This is a genomic window from Shewanella youngdeokensis (genome assembly GCF_033180165.1).
Lineage (GTDB): Bacteria > Pseudomonadota > Gammaproteobacteria > Enterobacterales > Shewanellaceae > Shewanella > Shewanella youngdeokensis.
Map to the genome: position 1 here is coordinate 2,641,637 of NZ_CP136522.1, position 26,841 is coordinate 2,668,477.

At 41.7% G+C, this 26,841-nt stretch carries 13 protein-coding genes and 1 pseudogene; 4 read left to right on the forward strand and 10 right to left on the reverse strand.

Features of this window, described 5'->3' with window-relative positions; genetic code table 11:
- Nucleotides 1–85: 85 nt before the first annotated feature.
- From RGE70_RS11270 to RGE70_RS11300, 7 genes and pseudogenes are all read right to left on the reverse strand, one after another.
- Nucleotides 86–709, reverse strand: coding sequence for a thiol:disulfide interchange protein DsbA/DsbL (locus tag RGE70_RS11270; protein WP_310471548.1), 624 nt, complete (start codon nucleotides 707–709; stop codon nucleotides 86–88).
- Between the two features lie 15 nt (nucleotides 710–724).
- Nucleotides 725–1,546 (reverse strand): SDR family oxidoreductase, encoded by an 822-nt coding sequence (locus tag RGE70_RS11275; protein ID WP_310471549.1) that lies wholly within the window; start codon nucleotides 1,544–1,546, stop codon nucleotides 725–727.
- A gap of 18 nt (nucleotides 1,547–1,564) precedes the next feature.
- Nucleotides 1,565–2,755, reverse strand: coding sequence for an HD-GYP domain-containing protein (locus RGE70_RS11280; RefSeq protein ID WP_310471550.1), 1,191 nt, complete (start codon nucleotides 2,753–2,755; stop codon nucleotides 1,565–1,567).
- 366 nt (nucleotides 2,756–3,121) lie between these two features.
- Nucleotides 3,122–3,598: a DUF2919 domain-containing protein gene (locus RGE70_RS11285; RefSeq protein WP_310471551.1), complete on the reverse strand. Its 477-nt coding sequence runs from the start codon at nucleotides 3,596–3,598 to the stop codon at nucleotides 3,122–3,124.
- A gap of 323 nt (nucleotides 3,599–3,921) precedes the next feature.
- Nucleotides 3,922–5,928 (reverse strand): NAD-dependent DNA ligase LigA, encoded by a 2,007-nt coding sequence (ligA, locus tag RGE70_RS11290; RefSeq protein WP_310471552.1) that lies wholly within the window; start codon nucleotides 5,926–5,928, stop codon nucleotides 3,922–3,924.
- Between the two features lie 76 nt (nucleotides 5,929–6,004).
- Nucleotides 6,005–6,918, reverse strand: a pseudogene (gene zipA / locus RGE70_RS11295) (cell division protein ZipA).
- Between the two features lie 24 nt (nucleotides 6,919–6,942).
- Nucleotides 6,943–10,356: a chromosome segregation protein SMC gene (locus tag RGE70_RS11300; RefSeq protein WP_310471553.1), complete on the reverse strand. Its 3,414-nt coding sequence runs from the start codon at nucleotides 10,354–10,356 to the stop codon at nucleotides 6,943–6,945.
- 190 nt (nucleotides 10,357–10,546) lie between these two features.
- Between RGE70_RS11300 and cysZ the strand changes: the two genes are divergently transcribed.
- Both cysZ and RGE70_RS11310 read left to right on the forward strand, forming a co-directional pair.
- Nucleotides 10,547–11,320 carry a sulfate transporter CysZ gene (cysZ, locus tag RGE70_RS11305; RefSeq protein ID WP_310471554.1) on the forward strand — a complete coding sequence of 258 codons (774 nt, stop codon included), beginning with the start codon at nucleotides 10,547–10,549 and terminating at the stop codon, nucleotides 11,318–11,320.
- Nucleotides 11,321–11,484: 164 nt separating this feature from the next.
- On the forward strand, nucleotides 11,485–13,824 hold the full coding sequence (locus RGE70_RS11310; protein ID WP_310471555.1) for a carbohydrate binding family 9 domain-containing protein: 2,340 nt from the start codon (nucleotides 11,485–11,487) through the stop codon (nucleotides 13,822–13,824).
- A gap of 79 nt (nucleotides 13,825–13,903) precedes the next feature.
- Here RGE70_RS11310 and RGE70_RS11315 read toward each other — a convergent pair whose 3' ends face one another.
- Complete coding sequence (locus RGE70_RS11315) at nucleotides 13,904–15,151, reverse strand: diguanylate cyclase (RefSeq protein WP_310471556.1); 1,248 nt, start codon at nucleotides 15,149–15,151, stop codon at nucleotides 13,904–13,906.
- 1,311 nt (nucleotides 15,152–16,462) lie between these two features.
- Here RGE70_RS11315 and cysK point away from each other — a divergent pair.
- Nucleotides 16,463–17,431, forward strand: coding sequence for a cysteine synthase A (cysK, locus tag RGE70_RS11320; RefSeq protein WP_310471557.1), 969 nt, complete (start codon nucleotides 16,463–16,465; stop codon nucleotides 17,429–17,431).
- 98 nt (nucleotides 17,432–17,529) lie between these two features.
- Here cysK and RGE70_RS11325 read toward each other — a convergent pair whose 3' ends face one another.
- Nucleotides 17,530–20,370, reverse strand: a complete 2,841-nt coding sequence (locus RGE70_RS11325) for a TonB-dependent receptor domain-containing protein (RefSeq protein ID WP_310471558.1) — start codon at nucleotides 20,368–20,370, stop codon at nucleotides 17,530–17,532.
- 1,695 nt (nucleotides 20,371–22,065) lie between these two features.
- Here RGE70_RS11325 and RGE70_RS11330 point away from each other — a divergent pair.
- Nucleotides 22,066–24,681: a TonB-dependent receptor gene (locus RGE70_RS11330; protein ID WP_310471559.1), complete on the forward strand. Its 2,616-nt coding sequence runs from the start codon at nucleotides 22,066–22,068 to the stop codon at nucleotides 24,679–24,681.
- Nucleotides 24,682–25,332: 651 nt separating this feature from the next.
- On the opposite strand, the gene focA is transcribed toward RGE70_RS11330, so the two are convergent.
- Nucleotides 25,333–26,709 carry a formate transporter FocA gene (gene focA / locus RGE70_RS11335; protein ID WP_310471560.1) on the reverse strand — a complete coding sequence of 459 codons (1,377 nt, stop codon included), beginning with the start codon at nucleotides 26,707–26,709 and terminating at the stop codon, nucleotides 25,333–25,335.
- Nucleotides 26,710–26,841: the final 132 nt, after the last annotated feature.

Consider the following 26,841-nt stretch of genomic DNA (forward strand, 5'->3'; position numbering starts at 1 on the left):
ACCAAGGTATTAGACATAGGTAAACTACAGGTACAAAAAAGCCCACATAAAGTGGGCTGTAATTGGTGTATCAACATTGTTGATGTTAGTCGTTAAGTTGACTCAAATAGGTGATGAGTTCCGCTAACGCTTGAGCTGAATGAGGCATTGCCTTAATCAAGTATTGTCCATTAACGACTAAAGAGGGCACACCGCGGATCCCTGATAACTGCGCTTGAGTGTCGTAGTTCATTAACGCAAGTTTGGCATCAGCCGACGCCATCGCCTTATCAACCTCTGCCGCTTCGATACCTTGGCTAACAAAAAAAGCTTTTAGTTGTTCTGGGCGAGTAAAAGCACTGTTCTGCTCATGAATACGCTTAAATATCGTATTATGAACCTGTTTAGTCACATTAAACTTTTGCGCTAAATAATAAGCCTGCTGACTTAATACCCAGCTTGCGCGGCCACCGCCTATAGGGGTTCTTTCAAATTGAACATCTTTTCCAAGCAGGTGCGTTGTTTTTTCAAAAAAAGCATCTTGTCGATAACAATGTCCGCAATTATATGAAAAAAACTCTCTTAAAATAGGTTTATTGCCTTCAGGGATCCCTGCAATTTTAACGTAATCCACACCAGCGATATATTGCTGTGCATGGACACTTTTTAATGGCAGTAAAAACGTGCATAGTACAAAAACACCGGCCACAAATACTTTAAACTGATGCATATTTTTCCTCAATATTTAACAAGCTGACAGCATATCCGTTGGATTACTGAATTGAAACTCAAAATTAAACTCTTTAATCAATCGCTCACTGCTAATTAATTTACCACCAATGGCATCATCTATAAATAATGGGGCTGTTAAGCCTAAATCATCACTGGCTTGTTGATAGAATGCTCTACGTGTAGGGTGCAACGGTGCACAAACATTATAAATTCCATATGTGCTCGCTTCAAACATCAGCTTAGACACTGCAGCAATACAATCGTTAAGGTGAACAACATTAACTGGCGCATTAGGCTGGGCTAAATCAATTTTTCCTGCCAAGAATCGACCTGGGTGTCGTTTCGGCCCAACTAAACCAGCAAAACGCACGACGCAACTATTGCTCATCTTGGCAAACATCGCTTCAGCCTTAAGCAATTTATTACTCTTATCAGAATACGCAGTGGCATCGCACTCCGTCATTAACCTATCTACCGGCGGATAAACTCCTGTCGTGCTGATAAAAATTACTTTTTGGTAGGCTATATCTTTAATAAGCTCAACTAACCTTGCTAACTTCGTTAAATAACCGTCAGCATCTTTTCTAAACCCTGGCGGAATACACACCACAAGGCAATCGGTATTGAGCGCCGTTTGAATTTCGACTTGATTACGATTTAACTCCTCTGTCAGTGATAAATCAACTGCTGTCCCCTTAATTCCTAACTGACTGAGTGCATTAGCATCTATCTGGCTGCGACGGGTGCCATTAACGGCTAGCCCTTGGTTAACCAGTGTTTTTGCTAACGAGAGCCCAAACCAACCGCAACCGACAACACAAACCGATTTTACCATTGTTATCCTCCATTCGAATCAAAGCGAGCTGAAATAAAAACTGATAGCTTTCATTGGATCCAGCGCTTTTTCTGCCGCATGGCTAAGCTCATCAGCTTTAATCACTTTCTCAATCGCTATATCTTCTTCTATCAAGAATCTAAACGCACTATTGTCGCCATTTATGTCACAAGCAAACACATGTGGCTGCTTAACAACAGAAGTTGTGACAAGCACTTTAGCAACTTGACCATTTGTTAACTGCACGAGTGTGCCTGGTGGGTATATACCAAGTGCTTTGACGAATGCAGAGATCAAAGCTGGCGAGTGTTTTGCTGTTCTATTTTTAAATAAATAGCCTAGCGCTACTTGTGGTGAACGGCCTTTCACTCTAAGTATGGATTCAAAATCATCTACCAACGCCACAATTTGAGTGGTAAGCGCAATGGCATCGCCTTTTAGACCGTCAGGGTGACCACTTCCATCGGCGGCTTCATGGTGATGTAACACAATATCTAATACAGTTTCTGGAAATATATCTTGTTTGGTCATTAAGTCATAACCAAACTTTGGGTGCATTTTTAAAAAGTTTATTTCGTGTTCAGACAAATTAGTTTTTTTGCGCCGAATAGCATCGGGCACTTTTTGCTTACCGACGTCATGCAGTAATGCCCCCATCGCAATATCGCGTAACTCGTCATCAGAACATTTTACCACCGAACCTAACATCATCGATAATACCGCGACTGAAACGCAGTGTTCGTTAATCCCCGCTTCGTCAACGCTGGAGACTAATGCTAAATTGGGTGTGGGAGTTTCTTTGATATGGTCCATCAAAACTTCAACTAAACCCGCCGTAGAACGAAAGGCTCTTTCGGGTTCGGCACTCACTTTCGAAAAAGCGGTTCGACATTCAAAAGCGCATTTTTGAAAACGGTTTTGGCTAATTCTTAATGATTTTCGCAGTGAAGCCAACTGCTCTTCGGCATGCTCTTCAGGCGTTTTTTCAACGACAGCAACAATAGGCACATTTTGAGTAGCATTAATTAATTCTCTACCAGCAATTAAGTACACATAAGTCAGATTTAAACTCTTAACTATTTCTATTTGTGCAGTCGTTTCAATTTCAAATTGATTAAACAGAAAGGGATGCTGAGTCCATGACAATGGCAATTTGATTGTTATGCCAACCATCAGTTGCGACACAGGTATTTTAACGCCCTTTGACATGACAGAATGCTCCAGCAAAATGCACTGTTGTAATAAAAAAGCCGCTTTCATGTGGCTGAGGTCAGTTCAAGTGAATTTGAAGCAAGAATATAGCTAAAGCACTTGGGTTACAAATTGATTACAGTATGATCATAATATTTTTATTACCTCAATAACAGGTTATAAATCAGCTTTTTACGGTTTTAGTTGAAAATACAGCGCAAATATCCAATAACACTGCGCCTACGTTGGTAATTCTCCTGTTTACGGCTTAATGCACACGTTCGTCAGTAGCTTGTTGAAAAGGGATAACGCAGGTGTGGTAGTTGTGGGCCCCCCAAACAGGCCTAAGGTTAATCAAATAGTCAAAAACATGATGCTCGTAGCTCAATTAGCGGGGTCATGTGATTGCCAATCAGCAAAGTAATGAGTCAGTCGCTTAGATTTAAACCAATATAACGAACTCCAAAAAAGGATGAGAGCATCAAGACCAACAGTCCAACTATAGACATAGTGCGAATGCACAACACGCTGAATTAGCAGGCCAGCATCAATGCACAGTAACGCCAGTAATAACCATCTGGCATAACGAAACATGGGTTGCACCCACACTGGAGATCGCTTTCTTTCAGCAATTATCATCGCATATACAACTAAAGCACCAAAACCTGCCATTAAGGCCATTAAAAAGTCGGCCTTTTGAGGGTATACCAAAGCAACCAAACCAGCTCTATCACTCGCCTGCGTTAATGAGGCCACTAATACGCACCAGCCACGTGCAATAAACACCAAGATCAAATACAGCATCAATGGTGGCTTCATATGCCCATTGTCATCTAACCAGGTAATGTTGCTGAAATTCAATGCGTTTCCTTTGCTGTAATTAGATCGTCTAATTAATACTTGTCACAATACAGAAGATATGGTGATAAACGTTTTCTTTTCAATGATAAACTGCCAACAATAACGATGTATTGCTTAAGATACCGATTAACCATTGTGGTTAAACTGCGCTGTCCGCTTTTAATGTAACTATGACTGGTACTACTTCTGTGCAGTACAATTACTCGCCAGGCGCCACCCTAAAAGATGAAGCATATCTCAACAACATAATATTCCTGCATGATTGCGGCTCACTTTAGCAATAAAAAAAAGCGCCAAAAGGCGCTTATTTTACACATGAGCATTTACGACAAAATAGCAATCAGCTCAGCTTCATCAATCACTTTTATCCCTAAATCTTGGGCTTTAGTTAATTTAGAGCCTGCGGCTGCGCCAGCCACTAAACAGTCGGTATTTTTCGACACACTACCTGCAACCTTGGCACCTAATGCTTGTAACTGCGCTTTAGCGTCATTGCGGTTAAGCTCGGTTAACGTTCCGGTTAACACCCATGTTTGGCCTTTGAGTGATAAATTTTCTTCAGCCACCTCTTCAATAACAGGCCAACTCACACCAGCTTCAATCAGTTTATCAATTACTTCAATGTTGTGCGGTTGAGCAAAAAAGTGCTCTAAATGTGCAGCAACAATGGTTCCAACGTCATCAACTTTAATAAACGCTTCTGCATTCGCCGCTTTAAGTGCTGGCAACGTTTTGAAGTATGCCGCCAAGTTGGCAGCCGTGGCCTCGCCCACTTCACGGATCCCTAACGCGTACAAAAAACGTGAAAACGTGGTTTGCTTAGCCACTTCAATTGCCGCAACCAATTTTGTCGCCGACTTCATCCCCATACGTTCCAACATGGTCATAGCTGAAGCGGTCAATTTAAATAGATCGGCAGGGCTTTGTACTAACTCTTTATCAATGAGCTGCTCAACGACTTTGTCGCCCATACCGTCTATATCAAGCGCTTTTCTTGAAGCAAAATGCTTTATTGCTTCTTTACGCTGGGCTTCACAAAATAGTCCACCTGTACAGCGAGCAACGGCTTCACCTTCAATACGCTCGACTAAACTGTCGCACACAGGGCATTGTGTCGGAAAAACTATGTCAGCGGCATTGTCAGGGCGCTTATCAGCGACAACGGCTACAATTTGCGGAATAACATCGCCAGCACGGCGAATAATAATGCTGTCACCGACTTTAACGCCAAGCCGTGCAATTTCATCAGCATTATGCAAAGTCGCATTCGATACTGTCACCCCGCCCACAAAAACTGGCTTTAAACGTGCAACTGGCGTAACAGCACCGGTGCGCCCGACTTGAAAGTCAACGCCCTCTAACAAGGTCATCTCTTCTTGAGCCGGAAATTTAAAGGCGGTAGCCCAGCGTGGTGCTTTAGCCACAAATCCAAGATTTAACTGCTGCGCAATACGGTTAACCTTTATCACAACGCCATCAATTTCAAACTCTAGAGCACTGCGGCGCTGCTGAATATCATTATAATACTCCATCACTTGAGCGACACCAGCGCACTCTTTTACCTCTTGGCTAACGGGGACGCCCCAAGAACGTAATTGCGCTAGCTGGCCGTAATGGCTGTCAGCGAGTTCCCACGTTTCGGGTTCGACGACGCCTAATGCATAAGCATAAAAGCCTAATGCGCGACTGGCTGTTATTTTGCTATCAAGTTGGCGCAAACTACCCGCAGCAGCATTACGTGGGTTAACAAATAATTTTTCGCCTTTTGCCTGAGCTCGTTTGTTGAGTGCATCAAATGCCTTATGCGGCATAATGACTTCTCCACGCACTTCAACTAAAGGTGGGAAATTGTCTCCCCGAAGCTTTAACGGAATCGACTTAATCGTACGCACATTCTCAGTGATGTTTTCACCCGTTTGCCCATCGCCACGAGTTGCGGCGCGTTCAAAAATGCCATCACGGTATAAAATACTCACCGCTAAACCATCAAGTTTTGGCTCACAGCAATAAGTTAGCTCTGTACCAACCCTATCGGTGATGCGAGAATGAAAGGCACTGAACTCTGACTCGTCGAACACGTTATCAAGACTTAACATCGGCTTTAAGTGAGTTATTTGCTCAAACTTTGCTAATGCCTCACCGCCAACGCGCTGGGTTGGAGAATCTGCCTTCAACAACGCTGGGTGCTCAGTTTCAAGCTCAATTAGACGTTTAAGTAATCGGTCATATTCTGCATCAGGAATAGTAGGATTATCATCAACATAATAATGATAATTATGCTGATTTAATTGATCGGTTAGCTCTGCGATTTCGAGTTCAATAGCGTGCATACATGTAGTCCAAATAATAACAAAGGCCGCCGAAGCGACCTCTTAAAAAACCGGTTAGCGATTAAGCTTGCCTAAACTAAACTTGCGCTTTAATCCGTTGAATATAGTTTTGCTTCGTGCTTTCAAGCCATTCATCACGGCCACCATCGAGCACGATGCCATTTAAGTCATCGGCGATTTGTATTGCGGAATTAAGCATAATAGAAAAATTACGCAGTGCATCACCATGGCACGGTAATGTCATAAACAGCACCACGCCTTGTGTTGAAAACTGCTCCATACTGTCAGGGTCAAACACACCTGGCTTGACCATATTGGCCATAGAGAACAGCACTTTCCCTTTACCTGCATTGTCTTCATGGCGATGAAATATGCTCATATCGCCAAATTTGAAATTCAATGTCAGTAAGCAAGGTAATAATTCTGCACCATTTAATGTTTCACCCTCTTGGGCAACAACATGTAATACTAATACATCTTGCGGCTCCGCCAAAGGAGGCTCTTGCTCAACTACAGGCTCTGGCTCGACAGCCGTTGCAGGCGCGGGCTCTGCAGTTAAAGGCGTTTCTTCAGCAGCAAATAAAGACGATTGCACTGGTGGCTCATGTTCGGTCGCGGTTAATGAAGGTTCAACACGAGGGGCATGAACTGGTCGTGGTGCTTTTTTCACCGGCGCTTCACTTAAACTAAATGCATCATCCTCTGGGGGGGCATGGCAGCTTTATGGGCTGTATTGTCGCTATGACTTGCAACTGAATCATTGATTGTTTCGTCAGCAGGGGTCTCAACATTAGCCTTTATCACCCTAACAGCACCAATACCATGATTGTCGAAACCATCAGCATCTCGACGGTCACTGCTGATATCAGCCATAGAGCTTTGCTTTAAGGTTTTTGGTTGTTGTTTCCTTATTGACCAAAAACCATGCACTAATACCGCTATGATTGCTATCGCACCTAAAAGAAGCAACACCACTTGCAAATTTTCCATTGGTTACCCTGTATCTCTTATTGTTTATTCTGCGTCAGCTAACGCTACCGCTTCATCAATGTTTACCGCCACAATGCGCGAAACGCCGGGCTCATGCATAGTCACACCGATAAGTTGATCGGCCAATTCCATGGTGATCTTGTTATGACTAATATATATAAATTGTACGGTTTGTGACATCTCTTTTACTAAACGACAAAAACGTTCTACGTTAGCGTCATCCAGCGGAGCATCTACTTCATCCAACATACAAAAAGGGGCTGGATTGAGCATGAATATAGCAAAAACCAATGATAAAGCCGTTAACGCTTTTTCTCCACCAGAAAGCAGATGAATCGTGCTATTTTTCTTGCCCGGTGGCCGCGCCATTATCGTCACGCCCGTTTCCAACAGATCATCATCTGTCAAAGCCAAGTATGCACTGCCGCCACCAAAGACCTTCGGAAACAAAATGCCTAAATCTCGATTCACTTTGTCAAAAGTATCTTTAAATCGACTCTTGGTCTCAGTGTCAATTTTACGAATAGCTTCTTCTAAGCTGTTCAAGGCTGAGTTTAAGTCTGCATCCTGACTGTCTAAATAACTTTTCCGTTCATTTTGCTGTTCAAACTCAGCAATGGCTGCAAGGTTGATTGCACCTAACTTTTCAATTTCAAGCCGTAAACGTTCTAACTCTTTTTGGCGCCATAATGTATTACGGCTGTCATCCAGTTTTGATAAAACCTGCTCAATATCAATACCCTGCTCAGAGATTAAACTGAATTGGCTATCTATCTGCCCTTTCAAACCTTCACGACGTAACTTTAACGTGCTCATGGTTTGAGTCAAGTCTTCTAGCTTTGCAAGCTGTTGTTTTTTATTCGTTCCTGCGCTATCGCACAGTTCTTGTACTCCAGCTTGTTGCTGCCTTATCTCACTCAATGCTTGTTGCTGTATTTGCTGAGCATTTAGTGCTTGAGCTAATTGCGTCTTTAACGGTTGAATATTGGTATCGGCATGGTTGTTTTCTTGATCGCTAAGCTGGTCAACTATTTGAGCCTGAGCTTGCAGCAGCTCTGCTAGTCCCTGTTTATGGTGATTAACTTTTTGCTCAATTAATGCTATTTGTGTTTTAACACCTTGTTCTTGGCTGTGCCTGTTCTTTAGCGCTAGCTCAGAAGAGTTGAGCATGTCTTTAATATTATTTAATAAATTAAAGGCCGCTTTCTTTTCGGTTTCTACAGTTTGCTTTTGCAGTGATACTTGCTCGAACGCCTGCTGTAATACGCTGGTTTGCTCTTCTAAAGTACTAACTTGAACCGATAGCTTGGCAAGTTCAGTTTTGGTATCTGTGAGTTCAACTTGCAGCTGCTCGTACTGTTTCTGCGCGTCGGCGACGCGATGCTCAACTGCTGCTGCTTGTGATTGTAACCCCGCTAACGCGACTTTTTGCGCTTGGATTTGTTGCGCCTTAAGCTGCAATCCCGATTGCAAGGGAGCTAATGTGTGTGACTGCTCCAGCAATGCTTGGGTTAACGTGCTCAGTTTTATTTCTGACTGACTAACCGCTTCATTCAGCGCGATATATTCGTTGTTAAGTTCAACTAATGAACCCGACTCAGTCGTTTTTTCAATAATAAAGTCAACACCAACCAAGTAACCGTCGGCGGTGGCAAACATTTGGTTAGCATTGATCTCACCCCGCTGCTGCAAGGCTTGCTCTTTGGTTGCGAGCCACTGAACCTGACTCAACCAAGGCTGTAAATTAACCGGTGTTTTGATAATCCCATCAGCCGTGGCATGTGGCATAAAGCCAACGTCACGGTGAGTAGCGTCATCACGGAGAACTGCAGTATTAAGAATATTAGATAACAGCAGGTCAACGGCACTTTCCCAGCCGGGCGTCACATCGATAACTTGCCATAACGGTGTTAGGGTTGGATCAGTCTCTTCTGGCAGTAGTTGCGACACAACCGATAAACGGCCCTTTTCATCTGCCAGTTTAACTTTCAGCGTTTCGATATCAGCTTTAAGCGTATTTTGTTGGCTTTGTTGAGCCTCAATGGTTGCGGTCAGCTCATCATAAATTTCTTGTTCATTAGCGATATCGCTAATTAAACTCTCACACTGCGCCGTGTATGAATGACTTTTAAGTTCGGTTAGCTGCTGTGCAAGTTGTTCACTTTTGTCGGTTAATTTACCAACCAACAACTGTTTATTACGCTGCTCACTCGCGCTGTTTTCGCGCTTACTCTTATTCATCTCAACTGCTAAGTGGCATTTTGCAGTTTGTGCACTCAATGTTTGTAATTGTTCTGACAGCTCACTGAAGCGTAAATTAGCTTTTTCAAGCTGTGAGAGCTCATCGCTCACTTGATGTTGTAAGCGGTCTAACTCTGGCAATGATTGTTGCTGCTGCGCCTGCAAAGTAGCATATGTTTGACTGTCGTTATCCAATTGAGCTTGTTGTTCTGCACGCTTTTTTGTGAGCTGTTGCAGGCGCAAGTTTAAGCTCTCATCTTGTTGCTCACGATGTTTGAGCGATTGCTCCAACTTTGCAATATGGGTTTTAGACAGATAAAAGGCTTCAACCTTAGCGTGCTCTTGGCTATCAAGTTCGCTCAATTGTAGGGTTAACTCTGTCAACCCAAGTTCAAGCTTTTGTTGCTCTGCCAGTAAGCTGGCTTGCTGCACCTCTAATTTACCGATTTGAAGGTTTAGCACGGCAGTTTGCTTGTTTAGCTCATGGTAACGCGACACCACTAACTCGGCTTCACATTCGCGCTCAGAGTGCTTTAGCCCTCTATATTGCTTAGCGGTTTCAGCTTGTTCTGCTAACCTTTCGAGCTGTTTTGCTAATTCAGAACGAATATCGCCCAAGCGCGATAAATTTTCCCGCGTGTGGCGGATACGGTTTTCCGTTTCGCGTCGGCGCTCTTTATAGCGTGAGATCCCAGCGGCTTCTTCAATAAAAACTCTGAGCTCTTGAGGTTTAGATTCTATCAGGCGAGAAATTGTGCCTTGTTCAATAATGGCGTAACTACGCGGCCCAAGCCCAGTCCCCATAAAGAGATCGGTAATATCTTTACGGCGACATTTTTGGTTATTAAGAAAATAATTCGAATCACCCTCTCGGCTGACTTGCCTTTTAACGGCAATCTCTTGATAACTCGCATAAGGACCGACGATTCTATTATCTTGATTATCAAATATGAGTTCTACGCTAGCAACCGACACGGGTCTTCTGGCTGTAGAACCATTAAAAATAACGTCGGTCATCGAGTCGCCACGCAGATGTTTAGCTGAGCTTTCGCCCAACACCCAACGCACTGCGTCAATGACATTTGATTTACCACAGCCATTAGGGCCAACAATGGCTGTCAATGGACTTGGTAAGGGAATTTTGGTTGGATCGACGAATGACTTGAATCCGGCAAGTTTTATCTGTTTAAGTCTCATGATGCCGTTTTGGTCACTTCCACGCTATTTAATTAGCGACTATATTTGATGGGATATACGAGGGGTAACTTTACCAAAAACGCCTCTATTTTGTAACGTTTTTATTTGTTATTCGGCGCTTTTTACTTGAGATAAAAAACTGGCTGGCTCACAATCATTACAATGCGTATTTTACCGATATAGAAAATCTATGAATAAAACCAACCAAGTAATAAATAAAAGTGGTGTTAATTACTTTTTAGAAGGCTTTAGTTTAATCAAAAGGCCGGGCTTAAGACGTTTTGTGTTTATACCTCTGATGATTAACTTAGTCCTGTTTGCTGGGTTAATTTATTTTGCAGTCGGCCAACTTGAACAAGTCTTTGATTGGTTGTCGGCTCAACTACCTGAATTTTTAAGTTGGCTTAACTTTATTCTATGGCCACTTGCCATACTCGCGCTATTAGTCGTGTTATCGTTTATATTTAGCTCTGTGATGAATTGGTTAGCAGCACCTTTTAATGGCTTATTGGCTGAAAAAGTCGAACAAGTTCTGACCAACAAACCTCTTAACACTGGCGGCAGTATTGATTTAATAAAAGATTTGCCTCGTATTTTTAGTCGTGAATGGACAAAGCTAAAGTACTATTTACCTAGAGCGATTATCTTTTTGTTACTGTTTTTAGTACCTTTTGTCGGCCAAACTATTGCGCCTGTTTTATGGTTTTTATTTAGTGCATGGATGATGGCGATACAATACTGTGACTATCCGTTTGATAACCATAAAGTGCCTTTTAAAGACATGAAGTTTGCCCTTAACCAAACCAAAGGCAGTAGCTTTAGTTTTGGCGCAGCGGTTACGTTATTTTCAATGATCCCTGTTGTTAACTTTGTAGTGATGCCCGTGGCGATTTGCGGCGCCACCTCAATGTGGGTAGACAAATATCGGGACGCCTATAAAAACAGTGCTGTCGCACCAGAGTAATCAATACTTTCTCTTTTACGCTTTAGACTGAGTTTATTCCTAAACCCAGTCTAAAGTATTTATATTGAATATATACATTCAGTTACAACAGAACACCTGCATAACCATTCACATTACCCATACAATTGAGCAACTCCAGCAGCAATCTCAGATAATGATAATTAATGAAGAAAACGACTTTGTTTGCTCAATCAATATCCAGTATTTTATTCGCGCTAACGTTCTGCGTTCATGCCGGGCAAGAGCAGCAATTTAATATTGATATTCCGTCAATTAATGCCGATATAACCGTTGATGGCGAACTTAGTGAACCCGTATGGCAACAAGCCATTTCAACTCAACTTACAATAGAGACAAGCCCTGGTGAAAACACCGCAGCTCCGGTAACGACCGAGGTGAAGCTGTTTGCCAGCGATTCGAGTTTATACCTCGCTTTTATTGCTACAGATCCAAACCCTACCCAAATCCGCGCGAATCTCAGTGACCGAGACAACATTTGGGGCGATGACTTAGTCGGCATAAAGCTCGACACTTTTAATGATGCCCGCTTAGCTTACCAATTTTTTGTTAACGCTTACGGCGTGCAACTAGACTCTATCGAAAATGAACTCACCGGTGATGAAAGTGATGCTTGGGACGGTATTTGGTATAGCGCAGGTACGCGGACAGACAGTGGTTACCAAGTCGAAATTAAACTCCCTTTTAGAGTGCTCAATTTTGCCAATATTGCCGAACAAAAATGGGGCGTCGAGCTACTGCGTTTTTACCCCAGAAATGAAGAACACCGATTATCTACCCATAGAATAGACAGAAACGATAGTTGCCAGTTATGCCAATTAGGTGTGTTGACCGGAATATCAGATCTAGAACAACATAGTGACGTGCAAATAACCCCTTCATTCGTGGTCAATCGCAATAGCCAGCGTCCACACACCGTTGATGGGCAGTGGCAAGGTGACAACAATATTGAACCTAGCCTAGATTTACGCTGGGGCGTGACCCCAAACACATTACTGAGTGCAACAATTAACCCAGATTTTTCACAGGTTGAAGCTGACGCAGGACAACTTGAAATTAATAATACTTTTGCTCTGTATTATCCCGAAAAACGTGCTTTTTTTCTCGACAATAAAGACTACTTTGATACTCAATTAGACTTACTACATACCCGTAATATTGGCTCGCCGGACTATGGTCTAAAACTGACAAGTAAAGTGGGTAACCACACTTTTGCGACATTATTAGCCAATGACATTAACACCCGCTTTTTAGTCCCTGGTAACTTAAGTTCTGATCTCGCCACTGTTGAGCAAAAAAGCCAAAACTTTGCTGGCCGTTATCGATATGATTTTAACAAAAAGCTGTCTATCGGCGCGTTAGCTACCGCTAAAACCAGTGATGACTACCATAATTATGTCACCAGCCTTGATGTAAAGTACCAACCGAATCAGCAAGATACCTTTACTGGGCAATATGTCTTTTCAGATACCCAATACCCATTAGGTCTAGCGCAAACACTTTGTAGCAATAGTGACTGTTTACCAGATGATGCTTGCGATCTTAACGAATGTGGTGTTAACGAGCGGGTATTACGTACTAATAGCACTGACGCTATAAGCGGCAGTATGTATTTTGCCAAGTATACCCATGCCAACCGTAATTGGGACTTTCAAACCTATTATCAATCAGTAGGTAAAGATTTTAGAGCTGATTTAGGCTTTATTGAAAAAGTGGATTTTAATAAGTTTCTTATCGGTGGGAGTTACACTTGGTACCCCATAAATAGCGGGGTTAATAAGGTAAATTTAAGTAGTAATTGGGACACCAGTTACAATCAAGCAGCCGAAAAGCTGGAACAAGAAGCCGAAATCCAACTTGAATTTGAAGGCCTATGGCAAAGTTACACTGCCTTTGGGCTCGTTAATCGTCAACGTGTAGGCCAGCGCCAAAATAGCGCGAGCCTAAACATTGAAGGTAACAGTCAAATGTTTACTGAAAATTCTGGTTGGTTTTACGTTAACTTCAAACCGAGCCGAACGCTATTTTTAGAGTTAGACGTTGATTATGGCGATGACATCGATTTCACTAATGATCAACTCGGCACTAAGTTTGTGCTAAACCCCGGTTTGCAATGGAATGTCACTGACGCAATAAAGCTTGATGTATCGCACTTATACCGCACTATGGATGTCGAAGATGGCAGATTATTTACCGCTAACTTGAGCGATTTACGTTTAAGTTGGCACCTTGATATCCATAACTTTATTCGTGTCTCTAGTGTATACACCCATATTGTAAGAGACCCCAACTTATACCTTTATAGCCAGCCAAATCAAAAGCAGAAAGACTTAGGTAATGAAATCCTCTACGGGTATAAACTCAACCCTCAGAGTGTATTTTATCTAGGATATTCAGACAGTTTTAAGTCAACTGACGCTATTGCCTCATTGATGAAAGCCGAGGAAACTTACTTTATGAAAGTAAGCTACGCCTTTATTTTATAAGCTTCTGTGTCGACAATGGTGATGTTAAAAGGCTAAACAGTCATGTTTAGCCTTTTAATTGTTGTAGAATTATTGCTGATCATGTCTGCGCAATACACACGGTATTACGACCAGATGCTTTAGCGTTGTACAAAGCAAGATCAGCACGGCGCAACATATTATCAATCGTCTCACTACTGCGATAAGTTGCCAATCCGGTACTGACTGTAATCGTGACCTTGCCGTTACTGGTGATTATTGGTGTACTTTCTAGTTGAGTCCTAAAGCAATCAAGTAATGTAAATGTTTTTTCAATATTTAAGCCTTTAAAAGCCACAACAAACTCCTCGCCACCAAACCTAGCCACGCAAAAGCGTTGCCCAAACGATTGTGTTAACCGCGCTGCAAACTCAACTAAAACTTCATCTCCCACATCATGACCATAGGTATCGTTCACTTTTTTAAAATAATCAATATCCAATAAGCCTAGCGACAACTCCCCTTGAGACTCCACCCTTGATGGTAATTTTTGTTCGTACAAATTAAAAAAATAACGACGATTAAATACATTGGTCAAATAATCAAGATTAGCCTGCTCCCACAGCTTGGTCATCATGTCTAATGCATCAAGTGTATTTAGCACCCGGCAATGAAACTCTTCATGTACAAACGGCTTTTGCAAAAAATCATTTGCCCCGTTTTTAATGAATCGAGCCGACAAGCTTTGATCGCTATCGCTCGATAAACCAATTATCGCCATCTCTTCGCGGCTAAACTGCTCACGAACATTAATGATCAGCCCAAAACCGTCCATTCGCGGCATATTATAATCAGTGATCAGCAGCTTTATATCGGGGTTATCTTGTAAAGTATCTAATGCAGCTAAGCCATCGTCAGCCTCTATAACTTGAAAAAGGTGTTGCTCGAGCAAGCTGCGAATGTATTTACGGCTTACAACTGAGTCGTCTGCCACCAATACTTTTACGCATTGGTTACGCTGTAGGCGCTTAACCAGTCTGGCAGTATATTGATAACTAAAACGGTTTTCTTTTAATACGTAGTCAACAATGCCAAGTTGCAATAGCCGTTTTCGTTCTAGTGGGTTCCAACTGCCGGTTAGCACAATACACGGGATCTGCTGTGCTAAAACCAGTTTCACCACCTCTCCTTCTGGCGCATCTGGTAGGTTTAAGTCAGTGATTGCCACAAAATAATCATTACTTGCAAGTAATTGCCTTGCCTGTGCAAGATCAGGCGCTATGTCTACATCGCAGTTGAGCTCTTGAGTTAATAAATGCCGCATCACTTTAGAGACAACTTTGCTATCTTCAACCACTAAAATTCGCAACTTAATTCTCCTTAACCAGCGCCTTTTGTTAACTTAACAGGCCTTACATAAGCCTTGTTAATGACTAAATTCGCTAAAGCACGTTATTAAACAAAGCGGAGCATAATACCCGCTTTGTTATTCGTTCGCCGTGTACAGTGGTCGCTGAAGAATTGAGTTTGTTTATCGCTAATATCAATAAAAGCCTTGTGCAAATCGATAACCACTGCCGCAAAGATTTTGTTTTTTCTTACCTGTCGATTTTCGCCCACTATGGTTATGTAACACCGAATGAACCGGTGATAAATACTGCAGCTTAACCACCATAGCAACAAAATGTAGCCTCAAAAAACCTGGCCGCACGTCGATGAAAAGCCGCCAACCATACCTATGAACTCCTGATCTCACGCTGAGTCGAATAGCTTGGTGTACCTAAGTGGCTAGCACTACCTATAGCGACAGCTCAATTCTTAACCACAAACTCCATGGCGGAGTCGGCATTTTGTTCAATTGCGACAACTTAGCCTTGAACATTCAAATTTAAAGAAACTATTTCAGTGATTATTTGAGTGTATTATTTATTCAGTTGGGCAAAATGCTCTTATGACAAAAGCAGTGCATTAATAACTTTTCTTAACATTTAGACTTATTCACCTTGGCTTAAAGCCCAAAAATGTTAAACCTCCTCTTACAGCAGGCTGACGCTGAGAAGCACATAGATAGCTTTGACAATCACTCGCCTATATTAAATCCGGTAAAATAGTGCTCAACTGAACCGCTGACGGTAAAGGTTTTAATCTTGCAACTAAGGCAGTTTAACAGCAATGTTGGGGGGGCTTTAATGTTAAGTGGTATATACAAATAAACCAGCAGTAATGCATAAGCCCTACTCTAACGCCTTTTTAACACGGTGGCGTTTTTTACCAATGGCAATTGCCGTTGCGAATACCATCACTAAAATCGTGTCGGCATTGCAGCTAAAGCAGCCACGAGCAGTCCATCAACTCGTATCGCGAAGGCCTGTTTTAACGAACTAGCGAGAGGTATGTAAAGTACATAACTGGCGATATCAAATACATAAGCCGTTACTCATTGCCCTGCTATAATTGCTGCATTATTCGCTGCCAACCGCCTGAAAAACATAAACTGACAACAGAGATAGTATCATCACAGCAACCTGAGGTTAACACTTGAATTTAAAACAATTATATTACGTTGCATATAACAGCCCACCCTTTAATAACTAAAAAGCATAACGCAGAACAAACTATCACTTCTATTGCTACGAAAGACCATTATGATTTATGCATGCATAAAAAGGAGCAACCAGCTATGAGCAAAATTTTTGAAGATAATTCACAAACAATTGGTAACACCCCACTTGTCCGTTTGAACCGTGTTAGCAATGGTAATGTTCTTGCTAAAATCGAATCTCGCAACCCTAGCTTTAGCATTAAGTGCCGCATTGGTGCCAATATGATTTGGGATGCTGAAAAGAAAGGCACCTTAACCCAAGACAAAGAGCTTATTGAGCCAACATCAGGCAACACGGGTATTGCACTTGCTTATGTTGCTGCAGCTAGAGGCTATAAACTCACACTAACCATGCCTAACACCATGAGTTTAGAGCGCCGTAAACTGCTAAAAGCTCTCGGGGCTAACCTTGTGCTTACTGACGGCGCTAAAGGTATGAAAGGTGCGATAGATAAAGCTGAAGAAATTCGCCAATCTGCTCCAGAAAAGTATGTGTTATTGCAGCAGTTTAATAACCCTGCTAACCCTGAGATCCACGAAAAAACAACCGGCCCTGAAATTTGGAATGATACCGACGGCGCAGTAGATGTTGTAGTAGCAGGTGTGGGTACTGGTGGCACTATTACTGGTATTAGCCGTTATATTAAGAACACGCAAGGTAAAGCGATTACCAGTGTTGCGGTAGAGCCAGTAGACTCTCCAGTTATAGCGCAAACCTTAGCAGGTCAAACCGTACAACCGGGGCCACACAAAATTCAAGGTATTGGTGCAGGGTTTATTCCTGGTAATTTAGACCTTGAAATGGTTGACCGCGTAGAAGCGGTATCAAACGAAGACTCAATTGCTATGGCGCATCGCCTAATGCAAGAAGAAGGCATTTTGGTAGGTATTTCATCAGGCGCTGCCGTGGTTGCAGCTAACCGTATTGCTGCATTACCAGAGTTTGCAGATAAAACGATTGTAGTAGTATTACCGTCGGCAGCAGAGCGTTACTTGTCTTCAGCCTTATTCCAAGGCGAGTTCAGCGACGCAGAAAACCTACAATAAATATTTGTTGTAATAAAGCTCAAACAAAAAAGCCAGTAGTGTTAACTACTGGCTTTTTACCGTTGTTCAATAACGTATCTTACTAAGCTAGGTTAGTACTAGAGTACATAATTAGCGCCAAGGAAGAACGAACGACCAGAAGTGTCGTAATAACCTGCACCATCATAAACATAAGGGTTACGTGGTGGCTCTATATCGAACGCATTCTTCACACCGAAGCGCAGAGAAAGTGATTCGCTGAAAGTGTATGAACCCGTAAAATCCCAAACCGTGTATGAAGGAATATCATTATAGTTGTTGTTTTCAGGTTTCCAATCATTATCACCAACAGCTGAATGACGATAGTTAGATCTTGCTTCTAGACTCAGTGCATCATATTTCCAAGCAAGGCTGAACATCGCTTTCCAGCGCGGATCAGTATACTCTCCAACATCAACCTGTAAGTCTTCAGCGAAGCCTGTAGGATTGGTTTCCCACTTCTCTAAATAAGTTGCAATAAGGTGTATGTTAAAGTCACCAAAATTATCTGTTGGATAATCATACTGAGCCTCGATATCTACCCCCTTAACATCAAACGTTGCAGAGTTCACAGGGCTCTGAACAAAAGAGATAATATCACCCGTGGTTGCATCACGAGTAAATCGGCTGCAATAAACGTTGTCTAATGATGCAGAATCGTAACAATATTTGATAGCTGTATTGGCATCAATGTAGTTAATCGCATCTTCAATTTCAAATGACCAGTAATCGACAGTTAACGATAAACCTTCAACATAGTTAGGCGTGTACACAGCACCAATAGTGTAATCGTTTGATGTTTCCGGTTTTAGCTCAGTATTACCAGCATTAAAGCCTGGTGTGTTGCCTCTGTAAAAGTTTTCCGTTGGGTTCCAACCAGCCGATAGCCCTGCAGCTTGACAATTAGTTTTACGGTTAGAATCAGCACCTAACTCAACATTAATCGCATCACACACATCAGTAAGAGATTCGAATGTTTGTCCTTCTGGAGAAAATAACTCGCCGATGTTTGGAGCTCTAACTGACTTAGAGCGAGTCGCTCGGAGACGAAGATCTTCGATTGGAGCCCAATTTAAGCCTACTTTCCATGCATCATCAGATCCAGCAGTGCTGTAATCCATCCAGCGATATGCAAGATCAACACTCATATCATGTGCAAGGAATATATCTGATAATAATGGAATACTAAATTCAGCTGCAAACTCAGTAACATCAAATTCACCCTTCATAGGGCTTGCAGTGTTACCAAAAATAGTCCCATCAATAAGTGCCTGATCTGGATTCGTTTCTGATTCCTCTTTACGGTAATCAGCACTAAACGCGGCACTAACAAAACCAGCCGGAACATCAAATAGTGCACCATTAACAACTAAACCTGCACTTGTTTGAATTGTTTTTGCGGTTTGTCCTGCACTCGTGCCGACCCAGTCAATAGCAGCTTGGCTTGCTTGATTTTCACCAAATAAATTTAACGGAACACAGCCTGCAGCTTGTGCGTCTACGTCACGACAAACGATGCTGCCATCTTCAGCAAATACTGCGTCTTTAGCTTGTTCATAACGGTCATACCAAATTTCACCTTCCCAAACAGTGTTTTCGTCTAACTGACCACGTTGAGCATGGAAAGAGTAATCCCAATCGTCGTTGATCATACCTTCAACACCGATTAAGATGCGCATGGTCTCACGATCTTGATTGTAAGTTCGGTTACCAAATTCAGTATCCATACGAACAAGATCAAAGTAATCGATGCCAGTGTCAGCCATTAGCTGCCGTGTATCATCAGGAAGGAATGCGTTATCAGCTTCAATCCAGTTACCCCAGGAATGAAATACAGGTGAACTTTCACCATTTGACTGATAATCAACATAAGTAAACTCAGTGAAAATCTTATGTTCGTCATTTATTTCATAATCTGTATTTAAGGTAAATACCATACGTTCTAGCGGTGTTCGAACCAATCCGTAATCAACAGGATCATAACCATCACAGCTTGGTCCACAATAATTAGCATTGCTACCAGGCCCTTCAACTAAGCCTTCGCCGTCATCAAAGCGTTTCATACTTCCATCGTCAGCAAAAGTATATCTATCACCATTACCATCTTCGAACACACCCGCTTCATTAATCCACGATAATGGCTTGCGACCATAATATGCAATTTTAGCTGGTGCACCATCTGACTCATCAGGGTTGTAAATCGTGTTTACCGGGCTATTAAGGAAGTCGCGCTCGGTACTGCGCACCTCTTCTTGCTCAGCATAAGTAAAGTTGAATATAGTGCTAAGTTTATCATCTAAGTAATTACCACCTGCAGTAATTGAGAATTGACTTTCTTCACCACCGCTTTGCTGCGGTTGTGTGTAAGAAGCGTCAAACTCCACACCCTCAAAGTCTTTACGGGTAATAATATTCACTACACCCGCTATAGCATCAGAACCATAAACAGCTGATGCGCCACCAGTTATAACCTCAATTCGAGAGACCATTGAAGTTGGTATGGTATTTAAATCCACTGCAGAATCGCCGTTTGACCCCGCAACAAAACGACGCCCATTTACTAACACTAAGGTACGATTACTGCCTAAACCACGAAGGTCAGTTTGGTTCAGACCATTCGCAAAAATAGTGTTATTGGAAGTCTCAGGTGAAATGCCCACTGTAGCTGATGGTAATTGGTTCATCAGATCAGCTACGTTAGTGATCCCCATGTTCATCATATCTGCACCCGAAATGACAGTTATTGGGGTTGCTGAAAGTTCACCAATACGTTTAATTTTAGATCCTGTTACGGCGATTCGTTCTATATCATTTTCTTCTTGATCTGCGGCGTAAACTCCGGTGCTAGCTATCAATGCTGCACTTGTCGTTGCAAGCAACGCTACTCTTACTGATTTGGTCAAACTGCTTATCGACATCATCTTAACATCCCAACTATTGATTATTATTTTAACTTATCTCTTTATTAACTTTTGTAACGATTGAGCAAAGATACAATTCACACCCCAACATAAAAACCACACTCAACACAAACACGCAACAATAAACTTCTCAGCCACCATAAAAGTGTGAGCAAGGCCATACAATTTGATACAAACACTTGCTGCGATGTTTTTTTTGTAACAAGTAAATACAATTTCACCACCTTTATAATGCGTAACTAAATACCAGAGTGATATTTAAAAATATAAAAAACATCACTTACCTGTATTAATTATGAGAACAAATTGACAATTTAAGTATCATAAGCAATGCCTCCTGAGCTACATGGCTCATTGCATTATTGGTTAGTCATAGATGTCGTATGCAGAGCATAATTCTAGCTTCTAGTTATGTCGGGGTAATATTTATCTAATGTAATTATTAATAAGTCTGGAATGATTTTAGATGTATTCAAACATCATTACGGACGCTAGATATTTGACCTGTATGATATTCAAATTTATGGGTTGCAGATTAAATTATCCCTTTGGCGCGGTTATACCTATAGCCCTACTTCATTTAGACTAGTCGATCCCATTTAGATGCTTATTAACTTTACTAGCGAATTTATCGATTATATGCCTTTCCGTTATTCTGAAGTAATTTTTGGAGAGTCACGAGCTATAGCAGCTTAAGCTTGTCATAACGTTTAGTTGAAGCCTTTTCTAATTCAGTATTTCAGCTAATAAAGTCAACATAAAGAGTCGTGTGCTAATTTTTAATATATCTAGCGCTCGTAAAAAGCAAGTGTGTAACAAATTTGCTCAAACTGTAGGTTTAAAGTTACTGGTGTTCGGCACATCGTCAAGACAGCATTACTTGAATGACATATAACTATAATTAATATCAGCTTTATTGTCACAGGGGCAATTATTCCTTTAAGCGTTGTCTTCTATACTTTCTGCTGGTAAATACCGATTTAGAGCATCGCGTCACGCGTACCATAAAAGTCATTCGGTGTAGTAAATAAGCCTAAGGGATGTTAATACAGAGCTTATAAGTCAACCCGAACTTAGCTCCTAGAGTTTGTAGTTATCAACAAAATACCGTGAGCCGTCATTAAAAATTTAGTAGTCAATGTTATGACTCTATCGCTCTATCAACACCACCAGCAACCAACATGTAATTTACTTAACTATTTATGCACTAAAAACGACTGAATCAATAAAATAAGTCTAAAAATATCGCAAAGCAACAGCGTAACACTAAAACTACAAGCACCAACATTCCCAACCCAAACAAAACATCACCCCGACAAACATCACACTTTTAACTTTTATTTAATTTACCCCCTCAACTCAAAAAAACCAATTGATAAACAAACAAGAAACACCTGCAAAACAAATAAAAACCAACAACACAACACCAACTTGCAACACCGTTAAATAAAAGTTAAATACAGTGCAATAAGCACGCAGCAACGACGAACGAAACAAAAAAAACACAACCAACACCATAGCGCGAACTTATTTTTAACAATAAATTAAATTGCAGCGTTAATATTATTGTAACACTCATGTTGCCGTGGTTATTTTTTTATGGTTTTATTCCGGTCCGTTATCTTTTTATTCACAGAAGTACAACCTTAAATAGGTAACGCTAATAATAAATATATGCTTCAAGGGAGTAATGTTATGCAAGTTAATTCAAGGTTAGCCAAAGCGGTACGCTTTGCATTAGTAACTGGGGCAGCAGCAACAGCACTAAGCTCACCAGTTGTGTTCGCGGCAGATGATGAAAGCGCTGATAGTGTTGAGCGAATCCAGGTTACTGGTTCACGTATTAAACGAACTGATATGGAAGGTTCTTCTCCTGTTACAACCATTACAGCAGCAGATATGGAAAAAAGCGGTGATATGTCAATTGCTGACGTATTACGTAGCAGCAACCTGAACACTTTCGGTTCAGATGCAGAATCATCTGGTAGTTCATGGCAGAGCCAAGCCAATATTTCACTGCGTGGTGCTGGTGCAGATAGAACATTAGTATTGCTAAACGGCAAGCGCATGCCAGGTTCTCCAACCATGGGCGGCACAGCAGTTAACCTAAATACCATTCCAACAGCCGCTATTGAGCGCATTGAAGTTCTATCGGATGGTGCATCTGCGGTTTACGGTTCTGATGCCGTTGCTGGTGTAGTCAACATCATCACGAAAAAAGATTATGAAGGCTTAGAAGTCTCTGCATCAGGTAGCTTACCTGAACAAGATGGTGGTGAAGAGTGGAAGACTCATATTGTTGGCGGAACAAGCAGCGATAAAGGCAGCATGACGTTCTCTTTTGAACATCAGAGCCGTGAAATCATTTACCAAGCCGATCGTTGGTTCTCAAGTTCAACTAACCTTGGTGCATCTGATTTATTAGACACTACAGGTCTTTCCACTTACGCAAGAAACTTCCGTGATCTTGATACTGGTACATTCAGCCCTATGGCAGCTTGTGACAATGAAGACATGGCTGAAGGCGGAAAAATATACAGCTATAAAGATGGCTACGCTTGTGGTTATGATTACACCGCAGAAGCTGCCGATCACGCTGGCCGCGATTATACTGCTGGATATATTTCAGGAAACTATGAATTAACCGACGAAATTATGTTTGAAGGCCAAGGGCTGTTCTCACGTAACGAAACATTTGGCCGTTACGCACCTGCAGCAGGTTACTTCACTGTCGGTGCTGGACAAGTAGAAATCCTAACTCCTGACGGAAATGGTGGCTTTACATCTGGGCTGAATGAAAAAGCGGGTCGTGCATATTATCGCTTTACCGATGTGGGTACTCGTGATTCAACTACTATCGATTACAGCACCGACATTCAAATCGGTTTAGTTGGCGAGCATGATGACTTTGGTTGGGATGTAACATACCACTATAACTTAGCTGAAAACAGCAACTATGGTACAGGTTATGTTCACCGCCCAACCGTTGAAGCATTAGTTGAAAGTGGAGAGTTCAACTTCGGTCCAGAAGGTAATAGTGACGAAGTTATCGCAGCGATTTCACATGATACGCTGGCGCAAGATACAATGGACTTCCAAAGCCTTAATGCCGGTATTAACTTCGAAGCTCTTGAGTTACCAGCAGGGTTAGTCGGTTGGTATATTGGTACTGAATTTTCGCAGTATAAATATTCATCAAAATACGATAAAGAATCGACTAATGATGAGGTTATAGGTTCTGCTGGCGGTGGAGCTGAAGGTGACCGAGATGTATTTGCAATATTTGCCGAGTCAATCATCCCTGTTACTGATGACTTAGAATTAAACTTAGCTTTCCGCTTTGATGACTATTCAGATTTTGGTACTGCAACAACACCTAAAGTAGCGCTACGTTACCAAGTACATGATGATGTTGTACTTCGTGCGTCATGGGGACAAGGTTTCCGCGCTCCTGCATTGTCTGATTTATACTCACCTGATTCATTCAGTGCTGATGATGCCACTGATTATCACTACTGTGAAATTAACGGCACTTCAACCAGTGACTGTAGAGAAGAGCAATATGATGTCACCAGAACCTCAAATGAAAACCTTCAACCAGAAACATCAGATTTCTATAACTTAGGTGCCATTTGGAACATTACTGATAACTTCAGCACCAAGGTTGAGTACTACAACTTAAGTATTGATGATGTCATCACCTTTATCTCTTTAGACTCTTTATTGAGAGAAGAGCAAAAAGTGGGTTATGGTAACACTGCTGGTGAAATTGTACGTGCAGGTGACAATGCCGATGGCGCTCTGATTGAAGCTACAACGCCATTAGTTAACGGTAATGGTTTTGATACGACAGGTATCGATTTCAACCTTACGTACACTGGATATGAAACTTCTTTCGGTGACTTTGGTTCAAGCTTCGATCTAACTTACGTACTGTCGTTTGAAGATGAAGAATACTTTGATGGCCCAGTCAATGACATGGTTGGCCGTAATGGCTTACCAGAATACCGCTTCACTTGGGTAATCGATTGGTCATACGGTGATCATACTGCATCGCTGCTAACTCAATACATTGACGGTCAAGCTGAAGATACAGATCCTGACACATATGAAAATGTTGGTAGCTTGGAGTCTCAAACCACATTTGACTTTAGCTATACTTACATGACTAATTGGAACGGTAAGTTTAGCCTAGGTGTTCGTAACATCACTAACGAAGATCCTGTGCTAGATTCTTACTTAACATACGATGAAGCACTGTATAACCTATATGGTCGTACTTACACAGCGTCTTACACTCAAAAATTCTAAACTAATCGTTTAATTTTTATGAATGTGAAAATAAAAAGCCTAGAACTTTCTAGGCTTTTTTATGATTTATAAAACAAAATCAACCTCGAAGTACCCACGCTCATCAATCCTTAGTTAAACAATCCACTTCACCAGTACAAGGGCATGAAAATAGCTCGAATAAGTCATGACAAAATATAACCAATGCAACCTTTATGCTTCCCACTCCCTGTTAAGTACTATTCTCTTTATATCCCAACGTTCAACGCTAGCAATATTGTACTATTGCTCATTTTATCCGAATCAAGCGTTGTGCAAATTTAGCGATTCAATTCAAATACCACTATTTTGATGTAGTTCAAGACAGGATCTGGAAAAGCAGATAGTAAGAAGTACTAAACAAATGCTCTAAATACACAATAAGCTGACTCTGTAATCTAGATTATTAGCCCATAGTAATAGATTACCAACGAGTAGTGTTAAACACCGAAGTTTTACTAGATAGACAAGGTAACAGATAAACCCTATCAGCTTTACAAACTAAAAAGCCGTTCACCATCGGCAAACGGCTTTGCAAAGTAGTTTTACCCAAATTGAATTGAGGCGCCTTCCCTACTCAGCACTTACATTCTGGTACGCAAACTCGGACAACTAATAAAGCTGAAGTGCAACTTACTGCAAACGGAGCTGCTGTGCGATATCAGCTCGGCTGACAACACCGCATAAAATACCAGAATCAATTATAGGAAATAGATCCTGCTTTGCTACGCCATTAAGGCCGATTTTAGAGTTCAACGTTAACTCGTTAACCATTTGCGAATGGTTAAGATGCATTAGCCCGCCAACTAATGTGATCAAGTTATCGTCCGGGCTCGCCGTCAGTACATCTGTAAACATTATCTCACCAACAGTTTGTTTATTTAATGACTCAAGTATATCTTGGCCACATATATAACCAATCAGCTGTTGCTGCTCATTCACCACCGGCGCTCCAGTTACGCCATACTGGGTAAGCTTGGCTAACGCTTGATATAGTGCTGTATCAGCAAAGAGTTGAACAGGCGTCGGCTTGAGTAATGCTTTAATACTTTGCAGGTTAGCCTCTTGAGTTCTCACTTTGATTTGCTGGTTCGTCTTAATTACACCGGCGTTATTTGAGGGTAAGGTTTGGCTGTCTACTTTTTCAGTAAACCAGTAACCCAGACCAATCACAACGCCACCCCCGACAATATTACCAAGAGTGACAGGAATTAGATTATTAAGCACAAAACCCGCCACGGTTAAGTCTGCATATTGAGCCGGATCGATGTTCATCGCAGCAAACCAGCTAGCGTCTGCAAATTGATATATGCTGATCCCTAGCGGCACCATAAATAGGTTTGCAATGCTATGTTCAAAACCACTGCTAACAAACATCGCCACCGGTAAAATCAGTAATAAGGCCTTAGTTAATATGTCTTTAGTGGTAAAAGTCATCCACACACCAAGACACACAAGCATGTTACAAAGCATGCCCAACACAAATGCCTGAGTCCAGCTATGGTGCAACTTATGCTGCGCAATATTAAGTGCGCTTAGCCCCCAACGGCCACTGTCAAGTTGATACATACCAGCTGCCATGATCAGCAGCACCATCAACAGCGCCCCCAAAATATTACCAATGTATACTCGCCCCCAACATTTGATAACCTCTGGAGTCGAAACCTTTTTTTCTACCCATGCAACGCAACTCAATACCGTGCTAGTAAACAGCTCTCCACCACATACCACCACGAGGATTAACCCTAAGCTAAATGCCATGCCGCCAATGAGGCGAGTGATCCCCCAGCTATTTTGGCTACCAGTCGTCACGGTAATATAAAATACAAATGCCATGGCAATAAATGCCCCAGCAAAAATAGCTAAACCAAAAGATTTCCACGCCCCTTTTGTGACTTTATCAGCCCCAAAGTTTTGCGCATGTTGCGTTAAAGTATTTGCCTCCACAAATTTAGCATTATTATTTGTTGTCGTTTTATTGACTAAATTTGAGGTTTGTTGATTATTCAAAATCTCGCACTCCATCTAAAAAAGGTAACCACATCAACACGCTGTTTAACATCATTTCTTCTCCCAAACTCAGTTCCGGCAAAAAAGCAACAAACTCAATACAGGCCAGCTCTATGTATCACATTGATTGAA